Annotated in this window: 17 protein-coding genes and 1 tRNA gene; 6 read left to right on the top strand and 12 right to left on the bottom strand. The window is 42.7% G+C overall.

Annotated elements, in window-relative coordinates:
• Positions 1 to 96 precede the first annotated feature (96 nt).
• The 3 genes from C7B70_RS01375 to trxB form a co-directional block, all read right to left on the bottom strand.
• The gene (locus tag C7B70_RS01375) at positions 97 to 1,314 is read right to left on the bottom strand and encodes an ABC transporter permease (protein WP_106367263.1); all 1,218 of its coding nucleotides are present in this window, start codon (positions 1,312 to 1,314) and stop codon (positions 97 to 99) included.
• Positions 1,314 to 2,768, bottom strand: a complete 1,455-nt coding sequence (locus C7B70_RS01370; RefSeq protein WP_106367262.1) for an efflux RND transporter periplasmic adaptor subunit — start codon at positions 2,766 to 2,768, stop codon at positions 1,314 to 1,316. Before C7B70_RS01370 ends, C7B70_RS01375 begins: the two co-directional genes overlap by 1 nt.
• 247 nt (positions 2,769 to 3,015) lie before the next feature.
• On the bottom strand, positions 3,016 to 4,383 hold the full coding sequence (trxB, locus tag C7B70_RS01365; protein WP_106367261.1) for a thioredoxin-disulfide reductase: 1,368 nt from the start codon (positions 4,381 to 4,383) through the stop codon (positions 3,016 to 3,018).
• 145 nt (positions 4,384 to 4,528) lie between these two features.
• On the opposite strand from trxB, the gene C7B70_RS01360 reads away from it, so the two are divergent.
• The 4 genes from C7B70_RS01360 (at position 4,529) to C7B70_RS01345 (ending at position 10,592) form a co-directional block, all read left to right on the top strand.
• The gene (locus C7B70_RS01360) at positions 4,529 to 6,625 is read left to right on the top strand and encodes a M3 family metallopeptidase (protein ID WP_106367260.1); all 2,097 of its coding nucleotides are present in this window, start codon (positions 4,529 to 4,531) and stop codon (positions 6,623 to 6,625) included.
• Positions 6,626 to 6,630: 5 nt separating this feature from the next.
• Entirely contained in the window at positions 6,631 to 7,206 is a 576-nt protein-coding gene (locus C7B70_RS01355; protein WP_106367259.1) for a pseudouridine synthase, read from the top strand.
• Between the two features lie 272 nt (positions 7,207 to 7,478).
• Complete coding sequence (locus C7B70_RS01350) at positions 7,479 to 9,350, top strand: serine/threonine phosphatase (protein ID WP_106367258.1); 1,872 nt, start codon at positions 7,479 to 7,481, stop codon at positions 9,348 to 9,350.
• 21 nt (positions 9,351 to 9,371) lie between these two features.
• Positions 9,372 to 10,592 carry a protein kinase gene (locus C7B70_RS01345; RefSeq protein ID WP_106367257.1) on the top strand — a complete coding sequence of 407 codons (1,221 nt, stop codon included), beginning with the start codon at positions 9,372 to 9,374 and terminating at the stop codon, positions 10,590 to 10,592.
• Between the two features lie 6 nt (positions 10,593 to 10,598).
• On the opposite strand, the gene C7B70_RS01340 is transcribed toward C7B70_RS01345, so the two are convergent.
• The 6 genes from C7B70_RS01340 to C7B70_RS01315 form a co-directional block, all read right to left on the bottom strand.
• On the bottom strand, positions 10,599 to 10,817 hold the full coding sequence (locus C7B70_RS01340; RefSeq protein ID WP_106367256.1) for a DUF4327 family protein: 219 nt from the start codon (positions 10,815 to 10,817) through the stop codon (positions 10,599 to 10,601).
• A 252-nt stretch (positions 10,818 to 11,069) separates the two neighbouring features.
• The gene (locus tag C7B70_RS01335; protein ID WP_106367255.1) at positions 11,070 to 11,498 is read right to left on the bottom strand and encodes a type II toxin-antitoxin system VapC family toxin; all 429 of its coding nucleotides are present in this window, start codon (positions 11,496 to 11,498) and stop codon (positions 11,070 to 11,072) included.
• Positions 11,495 to 11,776 carry a type II toxin-antitoxin system prevent-host-death family antitoxin gene (locus tag C7B70_RS01330; RefSeq protein ID WP_106367254.1) on the bottom strand — a complete coding sequence of 94 codons (282 nt, stop codon included), beginning with the start codon at positions 11,774 to 11,776 and terminating at the stop codon, positions 11,495 to 11,497. The genes C7B70_RS01335 and C7B70_RS01330 overlap by 4 nt, the downstream gene beginning before the upstream one ends.
• A 100-nt stretch (positions 11,777 to 11,876) precedes the next feature.
• The gene (locus C7B70_RS01325; protein WP_233220778.1) at positions 11,877 to 12,587 is read right to left on the bottom strand and encodes a hypothetical protein; all 711 of its coding nucleotides are present in this window, start codon (positions 12,585 to 12,587) and stop codon (positions 11,877 to 11,879) included.
• 198 nt (positions 12,588 to 12,785) lie between these two features.
• Positions 12,786 to 13,316 carry a type IV pilin-like G/H family protein gene (locus tag C7B70_RS01320; RefSeq protein ID WP_106367252.1) on the bottom strand — a complete coding sequence of 177 codons (531 nt, stop codon included), beginning with the start codon at positions 13,314 to 13,316 and terminating at the stop codon, positions 12,786 to 12,788.
• A 150-nt stretch (positions 13,317 to 13,466) separates the two neighbouring features.
• Positions 13,467 to 14,027 carry a type IV pilin-like G/H family protein gene (locus C7B70_RS01315; protein WP_106367288.1) on the bottom strand — a complete coding sequence of 187 codons (561 nt, stop codon included), beginning with the start codon at positions 14,025 to 14,027 and terminating at the stop codon, positions 13,467 to 13,469.
• Between the two features lie 490 nt (positions 14,028 to 14,517).
• Here C7B70_RS01315 and C7B70_RS01310 point away from each other — a divergent pair, with 490 nt between their 5' ends.
• Positions 14,518 to 16,815 carry a hypothetical protein gene (locus C7B70_RS01310; protein WP_106367251.1) on the top strand — a complete coding sequence of 766 codons (2,298 nt, stop codon included), beginning with the start codon at positions 14,518 to 14,520 and terminating at the stop codon, positions 16,813 to 16,815.
• A gap of 41 nt (positions 16,816 to 16,856) precedes the next feature.
• Here C7B70_RS01310 and C7B70_RS01305 read toward each other — a convergent pair.
• The 3 genes from C7B70_RS01305 to C7B70_RS01295 form a co-directional block, all read right to left on the bottom strand.
• Positions 16,857 to 16,928 (bottom strand) — tRNA-Asn (locus C7B70_RS01305).
• Between the two features lie 110 nt (positions 16,929 to 17,038).
• Positions 17,039 to 17,587 (bottom strand): NYN domain-containing protein, encoded by a 549-nt coding sequence (locus tag C7B70_RS01300; RefSeq protein ID WP_106367250.1) that lies wholly within the window; start codon positions 17,585 to 17,587, stop codon positions 17,039 to 17,041.
• 176 nt (positions 17,588 to 17,763) lie between these two features.
• Positions 17,764 to 21,306 (bottom strand): CHAT domain-containing protein, encoded by a 3,543-nt coding sequence (locus C7B70_RS01295; protein ID WP_199191981.1) that lies wholly within the window; start codon positions 21,304 to 21,306, stop codon positions 17,764 to 17,766.
• A gap of 383 nt (positions 21,307 to 21,689) precedes the next feature.
• On the opposite strand from C7B70_RS01295, the gene truB reads away from it, so the two are divergent.
• Complete coding sequence (gene truB / locus C7B70_RS01290) at positions 21,690 to 22,580, top strand: tRNA pseudouridine(55) synthase TruB (RefSeq protein ID WP_106367249.1); 891 nt, start codon at positions 21,690 to 21,692, stop codon at positions 22,578 to 22,580.

The following is a 22,580-nucleotide window of genomic DNA, read 5'->3' as shown; positions in this document are numbered from 1 at the left end:
CAAAAAGCGGTGTAGCTCTGCTTCCCGCTTTGTTGCCGTTGGGTTTGGGGGGCAGACCCCCCATATCTTGGTTTTTCTTAGCAAAAGATATCAACTTCAAGCGCTTCGCAAAGCAACAATCGGGTCAAGTTGAGCCGCCCGACGAGCGGGAATAACGCCAAAAAACAACCCAATCCCACCAGAAACCCCCACGGCCATAGCGATCGCCACCGGGGAAATCCCCCCTTCAAGGGGAGATAGCGCCCCAACCACTAATATGCCGCCAACACCCAAAGCCGTACCAAGCAAACCCCCGGCGGCGGAAAGAATCACAGCTTCAATAATAAACTGCACCAAAATATCTTGTTGAGTAGCGCCAATAGCCTTACGCAGTCCGATTTCTTGAGTACGTTCGGTTACAGAAACTAGCATAATATTCATAATGCCAATGCCGCCGACAAACAGAGAAATAGAAGCGATCGCCCCAAGCATAATAGTTAAAGCGCCAGTAACTTTACCCACCGTTTCTAGAGCATCTTTTTGGGAACTAATAGTAAAATCATCTTCACCATTAAGCTTATGACGCAGCCGGAGTAAGTTGCGTAATTGAAATTCTGCCGCCGCCACACTTTCAGTATTTTTAGCAGAAGCAACTAAATAAGTTAAAGGAATGCCATAGGGAGAAGTCCGCCCGACAATGCGATTTGCCATAGTAGTAATCGGGACAAAAGCCGCATCATCGTAATCTGTACCAAAGCCCGCTCCTTTAGATTCAAGCACACCTACTACTTGATAGGCAGCATTTTTGAGGCGTATTTGCTGACCGATAGGAGAAGAAGTAGTAAATAATCTAGCGGCTAAATCTGAGCCGAGGACAGCAACTTGATTGCTCCGATTCGTGTCTATTTGGGTAATAAATCGCCCTAAGCGAGTTTCAAAATCGCGCACCATCAGGAAGCTAGGAGTAGTGCCAATTACGCTAATATCGGTGTTTTTGTTGCGGTAAGTAACTACGGCTCTACTATTGACTTCGGGGGCGACTCCCATGACGCTGGGAACTTGATTTGCGATCGCCTCCGCATCAGCTAATACTAAAGTTTTGGGTAAATCGAAAGTAATGCGTTGAGTTTCACGATTGCCGGGAACCACAAATAAAACGTTTGGCCCCAGAGATTCTAATTCCCCCGCAATATACTTTTGCGCTCCTTCGCCAATGCCAATCATGGCAATTACCGAAGCGTTACCGATGATAATGCCTAGCATTGTGAGACTGCTCCGCAATTTGTTTGCCAGCAGAGTAGTCACCGCCATTTTGACGCTTTCTACAGGATTCATTAGTTTTTACCATCTAGTTTGTAATTAGGGGGAGGAGAAAGAAAAATGCGATCGCCTGTTTTAACTCCCGATACAATTTGAGTTTTATCTTTAATCGCCGAGCCAATTTCTACCGGGCTAAACCTTGCTTGTTTTTTATCATCGGGAATTAATACCCCAGTTTGTCCTTTTTTATCGGTGACAATGGCGGCGGTGGGTACGACCAAAGCATCTTGAACGACGGCTCCCACAATAGTTAAATCGACATTCATCCCTGATTTTAATTGCTCTTGACCTGTAGTTAAGATAACTCTGACTTGAAAAGAAGTTACATTTTGTTCTACCACCGCCTCCGGGGAGATTAGCCGTACTTTGCCTTTAAATACTTGATTTGGGTAAGCATCAGCAACAATTTCTACTATTCTGCCTTGCTTAACTTGTCCGATATCAACTTCAGGTACTTGGGCGAGGACTTCTAAGCCGCGAGATACAGCCACGATGGAGGATGAAGTTGCGGAAGCTGTGTTGGAGGCGGAAGTTGTGGGAGTTACAAACGCGCCAACAGTGGCGTATTTTTGGGTAATTATGCCAGAAAAAGGAGCGCGAATAATTGTGTCATCTAGCTGAACTTGTACGGCTTTAAGTTCGCTTCCAGCGGCGGCTACTGATGCCTCAAATTGGTCTATTTGTTCTGGACGCGAACCATTTTGTAATTGCTGCAATGCTTGCTCTAGCTCGGTGACGGCGGCTTTTTTTTGGTCGATTTCTTCGGTGCGGCTGCCGCTTTTTAGGTCTATAAGCCGTCTTTGAGTTTCCAGCAAGGTGGCTTTGGCGCTTCTGTCGTCAGCAATTACTTCGTCTAGAGTGTCTTGGGAAATTGCCCCGGAAGTTGCTAAGTTGCGGTTGCGCTGAACTCGGCTAGAAGTGAGGTTCACTCGCGCTCTAGCTGCTTCTACTTGGGCTTGGGCTTGGGCAATTTCTTCGGGACGGTTGCCTGTACGAGCTTGGTTTAGTTGCGCCCGTGATTGGTTTAGACGCGCCCTAGATTGGGCAATTTCTTCAGGGCGGGTTCCGGCGCGAGCTTCGGCTAGTTGGGCGCGGACTTGGGCGAGATTAGCGCGGGCTTTGCTTAGTTGCGCCTGTAAGTTGGAGTCGTCCATCCGGGCGATAATTTGCCCTTGCTCTACTTTATCTCCTTGCTCTACTAGCAGTTGCGCTAATACGCCGGAGTTTTTGGGGCTAAGGTTAACGCTTTGTACGGGTACAACTTTGCCACTGGCGCTAATGCGGAGGGTGACATCGGAAGATACTACGGGGACGGTTAAGGATGCGATATCTAGTTTGGGTGTTGCTTGTCTATTTATCGCCCAGTAGGTTGATGCGCTAACTAAAATACCAGCGCTTAATAGTCCGATGAACCACTTAGACGGATGTTTGACTTTGCCAATAAAAGGAATTTGGATCGGGGTGGTCATGCAATAACTCACTGAAAAATTAGCAAGCTGTAAGGAATTGATTACTTAAGGGCTTTTTAGGAAAAACCAGGAATTGGGGGGTCTGCCCCCCAAACCCAACGGCAACAAAGCGGGAAGCAGAGCTACACCGCTTTTTGCCTCCCCATCAGGGGACGAGTTGCCTCCCCCAAACCCCCTGCAAAAGGGTCTTATCTCTAATTGACCTAGTTTTTGGAAATTAGCAATCCTATTTGTATAATTTTTGATATTACAAATAACTTTCTACTAACTGGCGATACTGACTTTTTGGCTTAATACCTTTAGATTCAACCAATAATTCCTGATTTTTAAACAATTGAATCGTTGGCGTACCACTAACTCCGGCGTTTTCGGCAATATCTCGGTCTTTTTCGATATCAATCTCTACAAAGTGAATCCGACCATCAAATTCATCTACTACTTTGTTCAAAATTGGTTTCAATGTATGACAAGGACCGCAACCAGGGGAAACATATTTAACTACGAGCAAGCGATCGCTATCATGAAATAATTTACGTAAAGCATAGCCTCCTTCATGGCGTGTAGCCTGTACGTCAAACTCTTTTGGTTCTGTACTTGGCTTCTGGGTTTCCTGTTCCAACTCATTGTTTGCCGCCCGTGGTACTTGACGAAACTCTTGCAGTAAATCGTTTACCGATAGCCACCTTTCCGCCAACATCGCCCCCATACAGCCACTTCCCGCCGCCGTAATTGCTTGGCGAAACTCATGGTCTTGCACATCTCCCGCCGCAAATACACCTTCAACACTTGTTTCTACTGAACCCGGCTTAGTGACAATATAACCAACATCATCTAGCTCTAATTGCCCTTTAAATAAATCAGTATTCGGCTTGTGACCAACTGCGTAAAATAATCCTTTAACGTGTAAATCTGTTTCCTCATTAGTTTTGAGGTTGCGAATTTTTACCCCTTCCATGTGATTGTCATTGCCAAACACATCTACAACCTCACTATTCCAGTGGACGGTAATTTTGGGATTGCTCAACACCCGGTCTTGCATCGCTTTACTCGCGCGCATTTTGTCACCGCGCACCAGCATATTTACCGTATCGCCGTACTTAGTCAGATATATTGATTCTTCCGCCGCCGAATCGCCACCGCCAATTACCGCTAATTCGGCGCGATGAAATATTGGCGTAGCACCATCACAAATTGCACAAGCAGAAATACCCCGACTCCAAAACTGATGTTCTCCGGGTAAGCCTAACCTTTTTGCTGTTGCTCCCGTAGCAATTACAATACTATGGGCTTTAACTTCGCGCTCCTCTGAACGCACGACAAAAGGACGCTGGCTAAAATCTACAAAAGTTACATCTTCTGTATATAGTTCCGCTCCCCAGCGCTCGGCTTGCGCCTTCATGCTATCCATCAACTCTGGCCCTGTAATTCCTTGGGGAAATCCTGGAAAGTTCTCTACTTCCGTTGTCGTCATCAACTGACCCCCTGGCAATCCCCCCGCTTGAAAACCCTCAAATACCACTGGTTTCAAGTTTGCCCTCGCTGCATATATCGCCGCCGTATAACCCGCCGGCCCCGAACCAATAATTACTAAATTTTCTACGGTATTATCTGTCATAGTATGTTAAACTCATAACGACTACGTTTTAGTATAGCGTAGATTGAGAAATTTGTAATGCAGTTAATGGGATTGACGGTAATTACTAAACAGGTATTTTTCGTAAAAAGCCACAATAAAAGAAAGGATAAACGTTAATTAGCTTATGAGTACAACCACTACTGAAAATCCATTGCTAATCGGTAAAGGATTGCCACCTTTTGCCGAAATAGAGCCAGAGCAGATTGTCCCGGCGATGACGCAGTTATTGGCGCAAGTAGACCAAGAACTGACAGAGTTAGAAGTAAAGGTACAGCCTACTTGGAGCGGTTTAGTAGAGCCATTAGACAGGTTGAGCGATCGCCTAACTTGGAGTTGGGGTATAGTAGGACATCTGATGGGTGTAAAAAACAGCCCCGAATTGCGCGAAGCTTACGAAAGTATGCAGCCGCAAGTTATCCAATTTTTTAACAAACTCAGTCAAAGTCAACCAATTTACAATGCTTTTAAAGCACTGCACTCTAGCCAAGATTGGGAGAAATTAGAACCCGCCCAAAAACGGATTGTAGAAGCAGCAATTAAAGATGCTGAACTATCAGGGATTGGCTTAGAAGGAGAAAAAAGAGAGCGTTTTAATGCTATTCAACTAGAATTAGGCGAACTTTCGACCAAATTCTCCAATCATGTTTTGGATGCTACCAAAGCTTTTAGCTTAGATTTGACGGCAAAAGAGGAAATTGACGGTTTACCACCCAGCTTAATTAGTTTAGCGGCGCAAACAGCCCGTGATGCTGGACAAGAAAACGCCACTCCAGAAAATGGCCCTTGGCGGATTACACTTGATTTTCCCAGCTTTGGCCCTTTCATGCAGCACAGCACCCGTAGCGACTTACGGGAAAAGGTTTACAAAGCTTTTATTAGTCGTGCGTCTAGCGGCGAATTAGACAATACTCCCTTAGTTGAACGCATTTTACAGTTGCGCCAAGAAAAAGCCCAATTGCTAGGTTTTGATAGTTTTGCCGAACTAAGCCTAGCGCGAAAAATGGCTCCTAGCGTTGAAGCAGTTGAGGAATTATTAGAAGAATTACGCACCACTAGCTACGATGCAGCTAAACAAGACTTGGCAGAATTAAAAGCTTTTGCAGCAAGTAAAAACCCAGCAAATAGCGACTTAAAACATTGGGATATTAGCTTTTGGTCAGAACGCCAGCGCGAAGAAAAGTTTGACTTTAGCGCTGAAGAATTGCGCCCCTACTTTCCTTTAGAGCAAGTATTAGAAAGTTTGTTTTCGTTAGTCAATCGCTTATTTGGCGTAACTATTACCGCAGCAGATGGTCAAGCTCCGGTATGGCACGAAGATGTAAGATATTTCCAGGTAGCGGACGAAAAAGGCGCAGAAATCGCCCATTTTTATCTTGACCCTTACAGCCGTCCAGCCGAAAAGCGCGGCGGTGCTTGGATGGATGATTGCATGGGTAGAGCAAAACTAACTGAAAATGGCACAACTACCCTGCGTAAACCTGTAGCTTACTTAATTTGCAACCAATCCCCCCCCGTAGATGGCAAGCCTAGCTTAATGACTTTTGGTGAAGTAGAAACGCTATTTCATGAATTTGGTCACGGTTTGCAGCATATGCTAACTAAGGTAGATTATGCCGATGCTTCAGGTATTAACAATGTAGAGTGGGACGCGGTAGAATTGCCCAGTCAGTTTATGGAAAACTGGTGCTATCACTACCCAACTTTAATGGGAATGGCGAAACATTACGAGACAGGGGAAGCTTTACCAGAGCATTATTACCACAAGCTAGTAGCGGCTAAAAACTATATGAGCGGTAGTGTCATGCTCAGACAAGTTTATTTTAGTAGTGTAGATATCCAACTACATCACCGCTACCAACCAGGTAATGGGGAAAGCGCCAACGATTTCCGCAACCGCATTGCCCAAACTAATACAGTTTTGCCACCTCTAGCAGAAGATGCGTTTTTATGCGCTTTCGGGCATATTTTCGCTGGCGGCTATGCTGCGGGTTACTACAGCTACAAATGGGCGGAAGTTTTGAGCGCTGATGCTTTTGCAGCCTTTGAAGAAGCAGGGCTAGATTCTGATGAGGCGATCGCATCTACTGGAAAACGTTTTGGCGATACAGTATTAGCATTAGGCGGTAGCCAGCACCCAATGGAAGTATTCAAATCTTTTCGAGGGCGCGAACCTAGTACCGCACCGTTGCTTAAGCATAGTGGCTTAGTTAAAGCAGCTTAAAACTCATGAGTTACCGATATGTTTTGTTTAATAAACCCTACGGCGTTTTAAGTCAGTTTACCGACAGTAGCGGCGAAGAACGGCGGACGTTGAAAGACTATATATCGGTAACGGGGGTTTACCCGGTGGGGCGTTTGGATTGGGACAGCGAAGGGCTAATGTTGTTGACGGATAACGGACAATTGCAGCATCGTCTGTCTCATCCTCAGTTTGGACATTCTCGCACCTACTGGGTGCAGGTAGAGCGGATTCCTGACTTTAATGCTATTAATCAATTGCAAACAGGAGTCATGGTAGGCGATCGCATTACTCGTCCTGCTATTGTAAAACTATTAACTGAGGAACCATCCTTGCCAGCGCGAGAAGTCCCGATTCGGTTTCGCAAAAACATTCCTACTGCATGGCTAGAAATAATATTAACTGAGGGACGCAATCGCCAAGTAAGGCGCATGACTGCTAAAGTTGGGTTTCCCACTTTGCGTTTAGTTAGAGTTGCTATTAATCGCTTAAATTTACATAACTTACAACTCGGTCAATTCCGTAACCTTACGGTGGATGAGATTAAAATTTTACTTAAATAGATTTTATTTACTTAGATAAATAGTCATAACTGCTAGAATAGCAACTAATAACTTTTAGTCTTTGTTTGTCAAAATAAGCACCTATTACTTAAAAATAAGCGATAGTACCTAGGAAAGGTGACAGCTATTAATTAACATCAATTAACACATTTTAGTTTTACTATAGGTAAAAAATAATCAATTGTGGCAACTTAAATGTATTGCGTGAAAAAACGCTATCAACTTAGAGGTTACAAGCCCTACAAAGCGGCAATAGAGGATATTAGTAGATCATGCTGATTTGCCCCCAGTGTAAGAGCGAAAACCCAGATAACAACAAGTTTTGTCAAAAATGCGGCACTTCGTTGAGCCACAAAATTTGTCCGCAATGTAGCAGCAAAGTAGCATTCAGTCATAATAGTTGTGACAATTGTGGCACTAAAACAGGTTTAGTCTGGTGGGCAGTTATCTCTAAAACTCAAGAACAAATACCTGTATCTACAACTATAGAAGCAAATAGCGATGTTTCAACGCCATTAACGGTAGGATTATATATAGATGCTCAACAGCGCTATCAAGTATTAGAACCCTTGCCCCCGCCTGCGCCTAAAGAAATTCAGTGTAAAGTATTAGATTGTCAGCCGTTGCAGATATCGCTACTGAAAGCCGATACCATTAAGACAGTAGAAATTGGCGAAACTGCTCAAACTTATCTAACGTTGCGATCGCAATTAGGTGAAGTTATCCCAACATTGCACGATGCTTGGCAGCAAGATGGTAGGCAGGTAATATTATTAAGCGATCGCACCTTAGAGCGGCATCTGCTCCAATTGTGGCAAGATAACAGCACCACAGCATTACATATTAACCAATTGCTCCAGGCAATGACCGAACTATGGGCAGCTTTAACTCCCTGGAATGCCTGCCGCAGCTTGTTAGAATTATCTAATTTGCGAGTAAACTCTTTAGGTACTTTGGCTTTACAACGGTTGTACTTTGACGAAACTGTAGACGGTAGTAGCGTTCAAGTAAATTTACAAGAATTAGGCAAAGTATGGCAACATTTATTTGGCGAGTCTCAACGGACTAAAGTTGGCGCTATGGTCGAATTATTGGCTCAAATGCAAGCTGGTGAAATTCAAACTGTAGCAAAGTTGCAATCTCTTTTAGCTGCAATAGCAAAGCAACTACTATCGCCTTCCCCCTCACTATTTCCCTTACCTAGGGTAGAAAAAATTAGCCCTAGTGCTGTTGACATCGATCCGTCCACCGTTATCCAATTTGATAAACCCTCCCCCAAAGTTATGCAGACAGACGACACACCAACTATTGTTTTACCTATGCAATTGATCGGCTTAGAAGATGCTGGTCTTACGGACGTAGGCGGTCAACGTCAACACAATGAAGATTGTTTTGGGATTGAGACGGCGGTTAATAAGCTGGAATTTCCTAGAGGCAAAAACGTTCAAGCACGGGGGCTATATATTCTGTGCGATGGAATGGGCGGACACGCGGGAGGAGAAGTGGCAAGTAGCATGGCTGTAAAGACACTCCAGCAATACTTTCAGGAAAAATGGCTAGGCTCGCAACTACCCAGCGAAGAAGTCATCCGCGAAGCCGTACAGTTGGCAAATAAAGTAATTTATGATGCGAATCAACAAGATTCTCGTTCGGGAGTCGGACGGATGGGAACTACTTTAGTAATGGTATTGCTGCAAGATAATCAAGTGGCAGTAGCTCATGTGGGCGATAGCCGTCTGTATCGACTAAATCGAAAAATAGGGCTACAGCAAGTAACTTTAGACCATGAAGTAGGGCAAAGAGAGATTTTGCGGGGCATAGAGCCGGGACTTGCCTACGCGCGTCCTGATGCTTATCAGCTTACCCAAGCTTTAGGCCCACGAGATGAAAATTATGTTAATCCTGATGTGCAGTTTTTAGAACTCAATGAAGATAATTTGTTTATCTTAGCCTCCGACGGTTTGTCAGATAATAATTTAGTTGAACAGTATTGGCAAAGCCATTTAGAGCCGCTTTTGAGTTCTAGCAGCAATTTAGAGCAAGGAGTTAATGCCTTGATTGACCTAGCAAATCAGTATAACGGTCATGATAATATTACGGCGGTCGTCGTCCGGGCGAAAGTGGCTCCTAGACAATCCTCCTAATTTTAAATACACGATATCAATGTGGTTACGCTGTCGCTGTTACAACCTGGGCAAAACGCCGCTCTTAAAGAGTGGAAATTTCTTGATGAAACATTGATAATTCGGATCGGGCGATCGCCTGATAATGATGTAATCTTAACGGAGCCTTTGGTTTCGCGGCATCATTTAGAACTCCGTAAAACTAAGTCTTTGCCCGATCTTAGGTCTTGGCAGGCAATTAATAAAGGTACAAATGGAACTTTTGTTGATGGCATTTTGGTCGCTCAAAGCGCGATAACTGACGGCTGCTTGCTGCAATTGGCTAAAGGTGGCCCGGTGCTAAAGTTTCAAATTGAGGCAACAATACCAGTAACAAAAAAGGTAATTAACCCATCTTCTAATCATTGTCGGCATAGCGGTAACCCTCCCAACAATTTATTCTGTATTCATTGCGGCGAACCGATCTTAGTTCAAAGAGTAGTGCGCCAGTATCATGTTTTACGGACTATTGGACAAGGGGGGATGGGGACTACTTATTTAGCTTGGGATAAGGCTAGATCAGTTTCTGGCACACCGCAACTGCTAGTTTTGAAAGAAATGAATGCAGACATGGCAAAAGTCGTCAAGGCGCAAGAATTGTTTGAGCGCGAAGCCCGGACTTTAAAGACGCTGCATCATTCTGGCATCCCTAAGTATTATGATTTCTTTTTAGAAGCTGGCAAAAAATACTTGGCAATGGAGCTAATTCACGGTCAAGATTTAGAGAACATGATTCACGACAAAGGTGCGGTAAGTCCAGAAAAAGCGATCGCCTGGATGGTACAAACTTGCGATGTTCTCAATTACATTCACAACCAAAAGCCGCCCTTAATTCACCGCGATATTAAGCCTGCTAACTTGATGTTACGCACTTTTGATCGGCAGATTATTGTATTAGATTTTGGCGCGGTTAAAGAAACTGGCACTTATGCTGGGACTAGAATCGGCGCTGAAGGTTATTGCGCTCCCGAACAGGAACGCGGACAGCCGCTAATTCAGTCAGATTTGTACGCTATTGGGCCAACGCTAATATTTTTGTTGACGGGGGAAACTCCGTTTAAGTTTTTCCGCCAAAGGGGTAAGAGTTATCGCTTTAATATTGACGGTTTAGCGATGATTACTCCCCAGTTGCGGGAAGTAATCGACCGCGTTACAGAACCCCTACCAGGCGATCGCTATGCCAATGCTGCACAACTCTCTAAGGCTCTGTCTGCTTGCCTTTAGGGGCAATTAATCATCGTCCCAATTTTCTACAGCTAATAGGTCGCTGATCGGGTCTTGGGTAGTAAAGTCAAAATCTAGTAGTTCTTTTTTCAAGTAAGACCACTCAGTACCATACAAAAGCGCCATTTTTGAGATGCTATCTGTAGGCTTGAGGATTTTGGATTCTACAAGTGAGTGCGCGTGGCGCTGCAACTTCACCATCGGGTGAATAACTTGTTGAGCCATAAAGTCAATTAAATTCCGATTGAATTGGGTAAATGTTTTGGCAGAAGTGATCCCTAAAAGTTGATTATGATGTTGGGGAATCTTATTTCTACTTTTCTACACTATCACAAGACTTCGCTCTTGGTGCATCGGGTGCGGTAATTACTACCATATAAGTAAGTTTGCGGTGATCGGCTAAAATGCCTAGATTAAAAACCTATCTTGACCAACTGCTAATTGACAGTGCGATCGCTAATCTCCATTCGGTCAAAGTCACAGTACGAACCAGTTTTCTATTTTTAGGTTTTGGAAATCGGCATAATCGGAAACATTGTTTGTGACTAAAATTAGATCATTTACTTGTGAAATCGCTGCAATTTGTCCGTCGCTATAGGCTGGGGTTTTTCCTACTGATACAAGTCTTGCTCTTTCTAGGGCAAACCATTCTGCTGCTGCTACATCGTAGGATAATAGAGGTGTTTTTTGTCTAACTTCCCGATTCAAATACACTTCAATAATTTGACGTTTATTTGAGTTGGTTGGTAATCGATAGCATCCGAACAAAAGTTCATGCAATACAATAGTAGCAGTTGCTATTACTTTTTCGTGTTGTTGCAGCATTTTCACAACGTTTGAGTTGGGACGTGGGCGTAATGGTTCTGAGAGAATGTTGGTGTCTAGAAGAAAGCGAAATTTTGTCAAAAGATTACCTCTGACCCAGGAGATTTATCTCGCACATCTCCAAAGACTACATCGGGATCGATATCAGCTTTTTCTACTTCGTATTCTTGGCGAAATTGTTGTACAGATTCCCAAAATCCTACTTGTTTGGTTAGCAAACGCTCGTATTCTGATGCTGAAAGCATGACAGCAACTTGCTTGCCTTGCCAACTAATTTGTATTGGTTCGCCTTGTTCGACTTCTTGAAGAATCTTGTCAAAGTTAAACGAGATTTGTTCAATCGGGTATTGCTGAGACATATTTACTTTTCTCTACTCGCTAGATTGGCTCAGATGAATAACATAATTTTGGCGCATTTGGCGCGGTAATTACTACCTAGGAGAGAGTTTGCGGCGTATTTTAGTCTTTCTTTGGCGGTTGTACCTTTACTTGTCCGTCGGGGGTAATGGAGACTGTGCCGCCTAAAGCTTGGATGCGGCTAATTGCTATTTTTCGGACGCGATCGTCGAAGGCGTTGTTTAATACCATTGACCAAGCACTAACTTGAGCCGATTTGCTATTAGGGTTTTTTGCTAAGAATTGTGCGGTTTGATGAGAGATTTTTGCTAGATATTTGCTGTCATCATCAGAGTAAGTATCTGCCCACTTGCCTGCGGTTTCAAAGGATTGTTTCGCGGCTTGGCTGTCGCCGAGAAATAATAATTCGTCAGTTCCTTTGTAACGCCAAATGTAGTAAGATTTGTTGGGAATTTTGGGAGCAAGAGATTTTAAGCCTTGTTGCATCAAAGCTACTGTACGCTCTGGCATTCCTGCATACAAGGTTGTACTACTCGAAAGAAACCGATAGGCATCTATAAAGTATGGATCTTGATTTATAATTACTTTAAAATATTCTGGACTAAGGCTATAGTCGCTCTTGTCTCTGGCTGTCTCATCCCCAAAGTATTGAGCAAATTTGATAAATGCCCAATTTCCTATCATGTTATCAAAACCAAAGCTAGGCAATTTTTGCATTAACTCTAGTTGCAGTCTTTCGGATTCTAAATCTTTTTTGAAATCTTCGGCTGAGGCGGTTGCTGATTTTTTGACTAAGCTATTTAATTGAGGCATTTGAAAAGCTATGACTGCGGTAATTCCTAGCAAAGCTACTATCAATGCGCATATTGATTGATTCAGATTTTGGCGAGACAAAGCAACCATTTCTAACAATGCCTAAAACGTATTATTGATCGTTAGCAAATACAAGTTAAAGCTTATAGCTCAATTAATTATATACTTTCTGGTTGATGAGAGTGACGAAAACTTTGATTATTGTAGTGGCACTCTATGAGAACCGAAACCGCAATTAGTAAGGCTAGTTGGTTCGTTCACATCTGTAATACCAGAAGCATCCGCTTCACACATAATTGAGTTTGTAAGCCCTGCGGAGGAAAAAACACCACCAGCATAACCTTTTAAATCGTTGTTTTTTGCGGTTGCTTTGTTTGTTACCTTAACTGTAGGTGCGATAGTAACTACAAAGTAGGTGTAATTAGTAGTATTGTCTTTGATACCAATATTCAGTTTCTCAATAGCAGTGCTAGTAACATTATCCTGAGCAAATTGCTGGTTCTCAAAATAATAAGACTGCTGCGCTCGATTTAATGAACCAATATTAGTTCTAGATTCTGAAGCACGAGCTTTAGTAGCTTGAGCAAGGAAGGAAGGTAAGGCAATAGTAGATAAAATTCCGATGATGATGATGACTACCAGGAGTTCAATTAAAGTAAAGCCCGTGTATCGACCCGTCTTTTGCTTAGGAAGCAACTGTAAATACGTAAGTACAAAGCGATCTTTCATTTCAGTAATACCTTACTATTTTTAGTTGAATTGTCACCGGGGAAATTTTGATAGCAAATTGCAAAAATATTGCTCAAAAGCAAAAAGAGGCGGGAAAAATTTTAACCACCTCCTATAGATATTGTGAATTGAGCTTAGTTAGCTTATTTATTAGTTCAGTGGTTTTGTACTTGCTGCAACGCACGTAACAGAACCAGCATTAGCATTAGCTGTTGGATTCAATACTGGAGGAGCAGCAGCCGCAGTAGTGGAGGCAAGCGTTTCACATAGGTTGGATATGGTAGTAGTATTTGCAGTTCTTAAGACACCACCAACATATGCCTTAAGGTCAGTCTTGCCCGTTCCTGGTGTTCCGTAATTGAATACACCAGTTGTGCTATCAAGAACTGATGAGTAAGAATAGTTTGGTGTATTGTTAACACCTAGACCCAATGCAGCAGGAGCGCCATTATCTGCAGTTACACTTGCAACAAACGCTTGGTTTTCAAGGTAATATGCTTGCTGTGAGCGGTTAACTGCACCGACGTTTGTTCTGGCTTCTGATGCACGAGCTTTAGCAGCTTGGTTTAAGAAAGAAGGCAATGCAATAGCGGATAAAATACCGATGATGATAATTACAACTAATAGTTCAATTAAAGTAAAACCGGAGTTTTTGTTAGCTTTTTTGTTGCTGAGGAATTGGATGTACTTAGCGGCAATTTGAGCTTTCATTTGAGTGTGTCCTTTGGGTGGTGTGTGGCTTTCATTCTTTGTTACTAATAACTTACCCACCTAAAACAGCATTCCTATCACCTATATTCAAAGTTCAGTATTTGTACTTGGTTGAGGTAAGTATTCTGTGGTTATCCCGTAGAAGCACGGTTTCAAACGGGTCGAATTTGGTTAATAAATGTGGGTTTACTTCTATAGGAGAGCCAGTTTGCATTTCACATCTGGTAATGTAGTGCCTTTGACGAACTTGTGATACGCAAGATCCCCCCTAACCCCCCTTATTAAGGGGGGAAAATATGGATTAGTATCCTTTTTAGGAAAAATCTAAACGATTTGAAAAAGGGGAAAATATGGATTAGTATCCTTTTTAGGAAAAATCTAAACGATTTGATACTAATAGAGAGACTTTTAAAACCTTCTTGTAGAACGGCGTAAAATCATTAACACGCTGAAAACCTGTAACTAATGTTACAAAGTAAATTTAATTCCGATGGCAAAAAGAACGCGCAAGCAAACACTCCAAGCAATAAAAAGTCTTCCTCCAGCAATTATCTATCGCCCCGTAGAAGCTAAAAAACCATCAAAAACTAATGGTTGGGGAAATTCGTTACTAGCTTTGGCTCTAATATTGACGGCTGCAAGTGCCGTTGCTGGGGGCGCTTGGTTGAGCTTGCAATTATTTGTCAATCCTGATGCAGTTAATGATGTAAATAAAATTTTGCCTCCGGGAGTAAAATTCGCCGCTACTAATCCCGAACAACAGCCGCAAACCCTCCAACAAGTTGAAGAATACTTGCGTAGACAAGGAAAAATAGCTGGGGAACCTTTGGCGCTAGAAACCGATGCCAAAACTTTAGTTGTTAAGTCTTTAGTTATACCCGTATCTAAGCGACAATCAAACTGCCAAACCAATTGTCAAGAAATTGTCGAATTGCGAACTTATCAGTTAGCAAAAAATGATTTCAAATTCCCCTTACAAGCTGACAACACTACTTATGATCTCATTAATAAGCTATCGGTATCGGGGCCAGATGAGTCTTTTGTCATTGCTCCGGTTGTAGATTCCCAAACCCCTAACTACGGTTCTACGCGGCTATTACCTTTGACTCAACTGCAAAAGTTTTCAGGAGATCCACCCAAGTCAGGCACTTGGCTATATTTAATAGGTCAAAGCCAGCAATCGGATAATGAAATTGCTTACGGTCAGATTCTCCACTACGATACAACTCGCTCGGCGCTTAGTTTAGTATTAACCTGGACTAGCCCCACAGGAATTGTCCCTAAATGGCAACAAGTTACAGGCGGCGGTTTTCCTGAACTAATAGTAGATCGCACTAGCGAACTAGAACCACAATTGCAAGTTTATCAAGTTAAACCTGCCCAAGCTTCTTTTAATCAATTTCAGCTAGTCCCGATTGCCATTGAAGAACCAGCAATCAAAACTACCGCCTACCAGAATGCTTTATTTTTGGCTCGTAATGGTCTTTGGTCGCCAGCGTGGCAATACTTAAAGTCGCTCCCACAGGGTAAAAAACGCCCCTCTGCCGCAGCCCAAGCCCAAATTGATTTCATTAGGTTGTACGCCAAATATACGAGCAAGCAAGCTGATACTGCTTGGGCTAGTCCTAGTCAACAAGCGATCGCAGCCTTGAGTGATGGACGCTGGAAAAAAGGCTTACAAATATATCTTGATTCCCCAGAAAATACTCAAGAAATTGCTACTTTTTTAATTAATGATTCTGGTAGGTTATGGAATCGGGTAAAAGCGGCTCTAGAAATTAGCCCCCGCCCAGAAATTCAAACTTGGGGGGCGCTAATTCTGGGCGCTCAAGAAGGACAAGCAAGCGCTATTGCTTGGCTCAAAGCGCAACCCCACAGTTTAAAAACCTTAAAATATACAGAAAAGCTGCTCAAAAGGCTAGATGGCGATTATGAAACTGTATCTATAGCTAAAGATCGCCCTAGCCGCATTATTGGGTATTTAGAGCCAACAAGGGAAATTAACTTAGCTGATTGGTTGTCCATCGAGCCAAAATCTATAACCAAACAAAAATGGCAGCAAGTTAGAGTAATTTCTTATCATAATGGTCAAACCTGGGTGCGATCGCCTTTTAACCAATTAAAGCTTCCCAATACTGAGCCAGCAAAGTTTCTGTGGCAGCAATTAGGTCTTAATATAGATCCTCATCTCAACATAGTGCTACCCCTACTTGACGGACAATCGCCGACTACTACCGTTACCGTTCAAGCTATGCAATTGCAAAATGGCGAATTGCGTTTACTCATACCAGCGCAGCCAGAAATCGCCCTCAAACAGATACCTTTAGCTGTTAGTGCTGAATCTTTGCAATGGGTAGAACCTACGCAGATGACTATGACAGAATTTATTAGCCAAGAATCTGTAGATGCTACGGAGTTTTTGCCTGCTATTTGGCGCGAGTTATCCTCTAATCGGTCTGTACCCAAATTTGAGCAATTGCAGCAACAATTAGCAACTTTGACTATTAGGCTCGTTGAGCTTACTGGAGACAATAATCAAGACATAGTGCTAACTATTTCTGAACGAGAGATTGCCACTTTGACAAAAAACAAGTTTTACAAAGGTGGACAACGAGCGATCGCCTTTTCTGATACTGGAAAGCTACTATATAGCGACTTTAGCAGCCCTGTAGGCAAACTTAAAGCGATCGCCGATTTAAAAGATAATGCCTTGCCTGCATTGCTAATTGAGAGCGATCGTAAATATATTATTCAGCGCTGGTCAATAGTCAATCAACGATTTGAGTAGAAGCTTACTAGCAATTACTATAGAAATTATTATTTTTAGAACTCCCCAGGCAAGATTCGAACTTGCGACCAATCGGTTAACAGCCGATCGCTCTACCACTGAGCTACTGAGGACTGCGATTTCTTATATTAACTGCAAGCGTTAATATTTTGCAAGGGTTTTGCATAAATTCGTGATAAATTTGTCGATTTTAAATCTAATTGGAAAATTATTTGCAGTTTTGCTACAATCCCATTCGCAACTGGGCTAACTTTTGCCTTGCTTTGGCATCAATGGAATTAGCTAAAAACCGACTCGCAGACTGTTTGCGTTGTCTGTGATTGGTTAAAGAAATTTTGAGCGTTGATTCTACTTGATAATTTAATTGCTGGGCGGACATCCATTCTGCGCCATAGCCGACTACTACTAGCTGCTGTACGCGATCGTTTGTAGCCACAATAAGTCTACAACGGTGAGATTGTTTTAAGTAGGGACGCAACGCCGCGCAGGACTTTTCTATATAAGTATCTGCTGTTTGACCAAAATTGGTGTAATGTACTGATAAGTTTTGATTAACAATTTCTTGACTGCTAGAGGTGTTTTGATACTGAGAATCAAATACAACCTGAGTTTCGTAGCCTTGTAAAGCACTATAATTTGTTAGGGCAGAAACTAATTCTCCGCGTGCGGCTTCAAGTCCTAGGCGATCGCGTGTTTTTGTTAAGTAAGACCAAGCGCCGATGATGTTATAGCCGTCTACTAACAAAACAGCTTCGGGTAAAGAGGGTTGCATGGTATATGCTCACTGAGTAATTGAGATTAAATATAGTTATCCACAATTCTAAGCGTAATTTTAGGGATTGATCTAAGATTGGCGGTCAAAAAAAAGTATCCACCGTTAGTTAGTGTGTTAACGCAAAGGCGATTCAATTTCCTAATTAAACTACATCTAAAAAGCTCTGTATATATTTATCTCCACTCCCCCTGTAATCCAAAAGCTGCCCAGTAGTAAGGCGATTTCCATTTATCTTGTTTCAAAACTTCTATTTGCGCTGCTCTCAAGGCGGCGGCTGGCTTCAAACCCTTTTTTAACATTGCTGTATAAAACCTTGTCATCAATTCGGCAGTAGCCCTGTCGTCTACACTCCACAAACTTACTACGACTCGCGGAGCGCCTGCATACATAAAGCCTCTTGTCAAGCTGATAATTCCTTCTCCTCGTACTTGTTCGCCCAAACCTGTTTGACACGCACTAAGTACAACTAATTCCGCAGGCAAATTCAGATTAAATATTTCGTTCAGGCGCAAAAAACCATTTTGCGGCACACCTTTTTCATCTACTAGCGACAGCACCACCCCCGAAAGCTCAGGATTAACGCTATTGAGGATGCCATGAGTAGCAAAATGAATAATTTTATACTGGCTAAGGTTTGGGCTAGTAACAGCAGCGCGATCGCTCTTAAAATCAAAAGTCTGCGATCGTTCACTTGCTGGCACAAGAGCTAGAATTTGCTCGGCTTCTTGTCTTGTACCAGGTAAACGAGCAAAGTTAACCCCCGATTGAAGTGCGGATCTCTGCAATAGAGAGTTTTGCTCAGTAGGAGGAGTAGACGGAACATTTTTCACCCTTTCGTCATCAATAGTAAATACTGGATCGGCGAAGATTGCTACAGTTTTGGGTGCAGGTGTACGCCCCATTAATTCGCGCCTCAATACATCAATAGTAGACGCTGATGGCAAACTAACAATTTCATGATCAACTAATAGCGGTGTATTATTAACGGGCAAGGCGGCAAATGGCACGTATTGCAACGCCCCGTCGCTGACTATTACTAAGCGTTTTTTGCCAATTTCTTTGGCTACGGGCTTTAAGAGAATATCGCTTAAATTAGCGGCGGTTAAATCTAAGTTTTTCCTTCTCAAACCAAAGCGCTTATCGGTAACTAATTGGTAATATGCCTTGGCGATAGTTTCAATTTGCTGTTGGGGTGGCAACTCGTAGCTAGTTAAGGAGTTAGAAGTTACAGCCCACAAATAGCTACGTTTTTCGCCTAAAGAGTATTCCAGCAATACTGTATTGGGATCTAGGAGTTTTTGAATTTGGGCGATTTTCAGCGATTGGGGTTGAGTTAAAGCCGCATACTGGGGGCTTGTCGTCCGAATTTGGGCTTGCAAGTCTTGGTATTGCTTTAATAGGTCGGAAACTTGTTTATCTACGGCGGCGGCTTGGGTTGGCGTATGGTTAGCGCTAAGTACATTTACCCGCCGAGTTTCTGCTACGTCTAACTTTGTTTGTAAATTACGTTCTTTTGTTAGTAGTTGTGGATCTATGCCCTTACGGATGTCTGCGTTGGCCTCGGTGAGAATTTCCAATAAACTCCTAGCACGGGCGCGATCGCTTACTTCTAAGGCTTCTGCGTTATGCCCCGCTTTCGGCTCTTGTTTGTGCCACTGCATTAGTAAGTCTGTATAAAACTCATAGTATCTTTGCACCGAAGCAAAATAGGTAGCTCGTAACTCTGAACTTGCGATTTTGGTGCGTAATGATTCAACAAGAGCGATCGCAGCTTTAATTTGTGTTTGAGCTTGGGGAAGATTGCCTCTAACTCTTTCGCTGACAGCAATATTGTACAAACTTTCTGCTTCATCAGCTTTTGCACCCAAACTCCTCCATACAATTAGGGCTTCATTGTAAGATGCGATCGCCCTAGGATAATTAGCTTGAGCGTTGTAGGTTTTTCCAATATTATCTAGCGTTGGGGCGGCGGCGGCTCGAATACCCAATTGTTGCCATGTCTTCAATGCTGCATTTGAGGCATTTAGGGCTTGAGGATAATTCCCAGAAGCTAAATACACTCTCCCTGTTAAAGCTAAAGCTGTTGCTTCGGCAAAAGGACTATTTAGGGTGCGAGCAATAGTTAGGGCGTTATTAGCGGCTTCTAGAGCTTTGGGGTAATCTTTCAATGCTTCGTAAGCTCTGATTACACCTGTAAGACTAGCAAGTTCTCGAAACCTGTCGCCGGAAGCCCGTCTGACAGTCAAGGCTTGATTGTAATAATCTAAGGCTTTACGGTAATTGCCCGACAAACGGTAGACACTGGCAATATAATCAAGAGTTTGCCCTTCTTGGACGCGATCGCCTATAGAGCGAAATATTGCTAACGCCGAGTTATGGGAATTGATACTTCGCTGATAGTCGCCTAAAGAAGTGTAAACTAAGGCAATATCATTGAGCGATACAGCTTCTCTAGGGCGATCGTTGACGGCTCTTTGCAAAGTTAAAGCCATATTGTAAGTATCGAGAGCTTGTTGCTTTTCTCCTAAAGAACTATAAACTCCGGCAATATTAACTAAAGTAAAAGCTTCACGTGCGCGATCGCCTATGGCTCTTTGCAAATTCAAGGCTTTGTTTAAAACTTCGAGGGCTTTTTGCTTTTCACCTGTTTGATCGTAAGCAAAGCTCTGTAAATTGAGAGTTTCGGCTTCTGCTAAACGGTTGCCCACATCTTGATACAAGGCTATAGCTTGATTGTAGTTTTCTATAGCTTGAGGATAATTACCTAGCCCTTGATAGCTACTACCAATCCCTATTAATGTCAAAGCTCGATCTGTAGAATCACCTCCTCCCGATTTTTGGATTTCTAAAGCTTGGTTGTATGTATCTAAAGCTTTTTGGTTTTCGTTTGATGAACTGTAAAGTCCGCCCAAGCCTTGCAGTATTTTTATAACTCCAGTTTTATTCCCGTCTGCTGTTTGAATCTCTAAAGCTTGGTTGTAAGCCGCCAACGCTTGCTGATTTTCGCCCAAAGAAGTATAGACTCTGCCCAAATTGGCTAGAGTAGTTGCAACTCCTGCTCTATCCTTTGTACTACGTTGAATTGCTAAAGCTTGATTGTAGGAAGCGATTACTTTAGCTGTATCGCCTAGATTTTCATAAACTCCACCTAAGCTAATTAACGTTGATGCTATTTCGGTAGATTTTTTTTCGGCTCTAAATAGGGTTAAAGATTGGTTGTAGTAATCAATAGCTTTTTGCTTCTCGCCTAAATTTGAGTAGATTCCTGCAACGGCATTAAGTACGAAAGCTTCGCTGAGGCGATCGCCTAAAGCCCGTCTTATTGCTAATGCTTGAGTATAATTTTCTAAGGCTTTGGGGTAATTGTTCCCCAGAACGTAAGTTAAACCGATTCCTTGGAGTGCTAAAGCAACGAGTGGGCGATCGCCTATTTTTTGCCCAATTGCCAAGGCTTGCTCGTATTTAGCAATAGCATTTGTCCGCGACTGGCTAGTTCCTTGTTTTAAAAGCTCTAGGGCTTCATCTAATAATTTTTGTCCCTCATTGTTCGGACTGTTACGGCTAGGAGAAGTTGTAGCAGGCGGTTGTTGGGCAATTTTACTACTGAGAGTATTAGCGGCTACGGTTTCCGATAATAATAAAATGCCCAGACTCACAGTCAAGGCACGATGTAAAAAATGCTGATACTTTCTGCCGTGTTTAATTTCGTTTGTCATAATTGCACCCAAAAAACAAATTCCTAATAGTTAGTATCAATTGTTTAGGGGTGATTTCCGTAAAACTTCTGTAACTTTATAGCTTTTAGGTTCAGCATTTTACTTAGCTAAAGGTGTTTTAGCAATTGAGTCTTTTATACCCAAGGGCGCTACTAAATCTATTCCTCCTCTCTCACACAACGCATCTTGAGGGTGTTTCTATCTTGTTGTATACGAATGCGCGATCGCATCGCGTCAAATACCATTTACAGCATACAGAACTACATTTTTCATACCTGTATCCTTCAAAATTAATGTTATTTTTAAAAGTAATTAGCTTGTTTCTGTTCAGTTATATTGCAAGCTGTTGGCTATCGAGAAGTAGAGTTTAGGAAACTTAATTTGTGCAAGGTTTTATTAATTTATTCAAGGAAGCTAACTTTACATCTCATGACTGTGTAGCTAAATTGCGGGGGTTATTACGCCTCAAACGTATAGGACATGGAGGTACATTAGATCCAGCCGCTACAGGGGTTTTGCCGATCGCACTAGGGAGGGCAACGCGGCTATTACAGTATTTGCATCCAGACAAAGCTTACAAAGCAACAATTCGCTTAGGGGTAGTGACGGAAACGGACGATTTGGAAGGAGAAATTATTAGTCAAACCCCCGAAGTGAAAGTAAGCTTAGAAGAAGTTACTGAAACTTTAAAGCAATTTACGGGCAAGTTATCCCAAATTCCGCCAAAATACAGTGCAATTCAAGTGCAGGGAAAACGCTTATACGATTTGGCGCGGCGTGGGGAAACTATAGAAGTCCCGCCTAGGAATGTAGAAGTATATAAGTTAGAGATACTAGAATGGCGTAGTGGTGACTATCCCGAAATTGATGTAGCTATTGATTGTAGTACGGGAACCTATATAAGAGCGATCGCCCGTGATTTGGGTACAGTTTTAGGTACGGGTGGGACTTTAGCTAAGTTAATTCGCACTCAAAGCGCTGGTTTTAGCCTCTTAGATAGCCTAACTTTCGACGAACTAACGCTACAGCTACAACAGGGAAGCTTTAGAGCGATCGCGCCGAGTGCAGTCTTACAGCATCTACCACGCGCGACTTTAATTTTGCCCCTTGCTCAAAAATGGTGTCAAGGACAAATAGTTGCTGGGGATGAGGAGGTTTTAAGTAATTGCCCAGTACAAGTTTACCTTGAAGATGGCGACTTTTTAGGCATTGGTCATCAAGAAGACTTGGAAGTGCGAAGATTGATTCCCGATCTAGTCTACGAGCCAATGTAG

Origin of the sequence: Chlorogloea sp. CCALA 695 (genome assembly GCF_003003885.1) — a bacterium.
Lineage (GTDB): Bacteria > Cyanobacteriota > Cyanobacteriia > Cyanobacteriales > Chroococcidiopsidaceae > Aliterella.
The sequence above is the reverse complement of the archived record's forward strand: the minus strand, read 5'-3'. Positions and strand labels throughout refer to the sequence as shown.

Bases quoted from the DNA above. Each gene is read 5' to 3' on its own strand.
- C7B70_RS01350 (WP_106367258.1), top strand. From the start codon at position 7,479: ATGCTGATTTGCCCCCAGTGTAAGAGCGAAAACCCAGATAACAACAAG.
- C7B70_RS01375 (WP_106367263.1), bottom strand. From the start codon at position 1,314: ATGAATCCTGTAGAAAGCGTCAAAATGGCGGTGACTACTCTGCTGGCA.
- C7B70_RS01295 (WP_199191981.1), bottom strand. From the start codon at position 21,306: ATGACAAACGAAATTAAACACGGCAGAAAGTATCAGCATTTTTTACAT.
- trxB (WP_106367261.1), bottom strand. From the start codon at position 4,383: ATGACAGATAATACCGTAGAAAATTTAGTAATTATTGGTTCGGGGCCG.
- C7B70_RS01360 (WP_106367260.1), top strand. From the start codon at position 4,529: ATGAGTACAACCACTACTGAAAATCCATTGCTAATCGGTAAAGGATTG.
- C7B70_RS01315 (WP_106367288.1), bottom strand. From the start codon at position 14,027: ATGAAAGCTCAAATTGCCGCTAAGTACATCCAATTCCTCAGCAACAAA.
- C7B70_RS01340 (WP_106367256.1), bottom strand. From the start codon at position 10,817: ATGGCTCAACAAGTTATTCACCCGATGGTGAAGTTGCAGCGCCACGCG.
- C7B70_RS01310 (WP_106367251.1), top strand. From the start codon at position 14,518: ATGGCAAAAAGAACGCGCAAGCAAACACTCCAAGCAATAAAAAGTCTT.
- C7B70_RS01330 (WP_106367254.1), bottom strand. From the start codon at position 11,776: ATGTCTCAGCAATACCCGATTGAACAAATCTCGTTTAACTTTGACAAG.
- C7B70_RS01370 (WP_106367262.1), bottom strand. From the start codon at position 2,768: ATGACCACCCCGATCCAAATTCCTTTTATTGGCAAAGTCAAACATCCG.
- C7B70_RS01325 (WP_233220778.1), bottom strand. From the start codon at position 12,587: ATGCCTCAATTAAATAGCTTAGTCAAAAAATCAGCAACCGCCTCAGCC.
- C7B70_RS01320 (WP_106367252.1), bottom strand. From the start codon at position 13,316: ATGAAAGATCGCTTTGTACTTACGTATTTACAGTTGCTTCCTAAGCAA.
- C7B70_RS01300 (WP_106367250.1), bottom strand. From the start codon at position 17,587: ATGCAACCCTCTTTACCCGAAGCTGTTTTGTTAGTAGACGGCTATAAC.
- C7B70_RS01355 (WP_106367259.1), top strand. From the start codon at position 6,631: ATGAGTTACCGATATGTTTTGTTTAATAAACCCTACGGCGTTTTAAGT.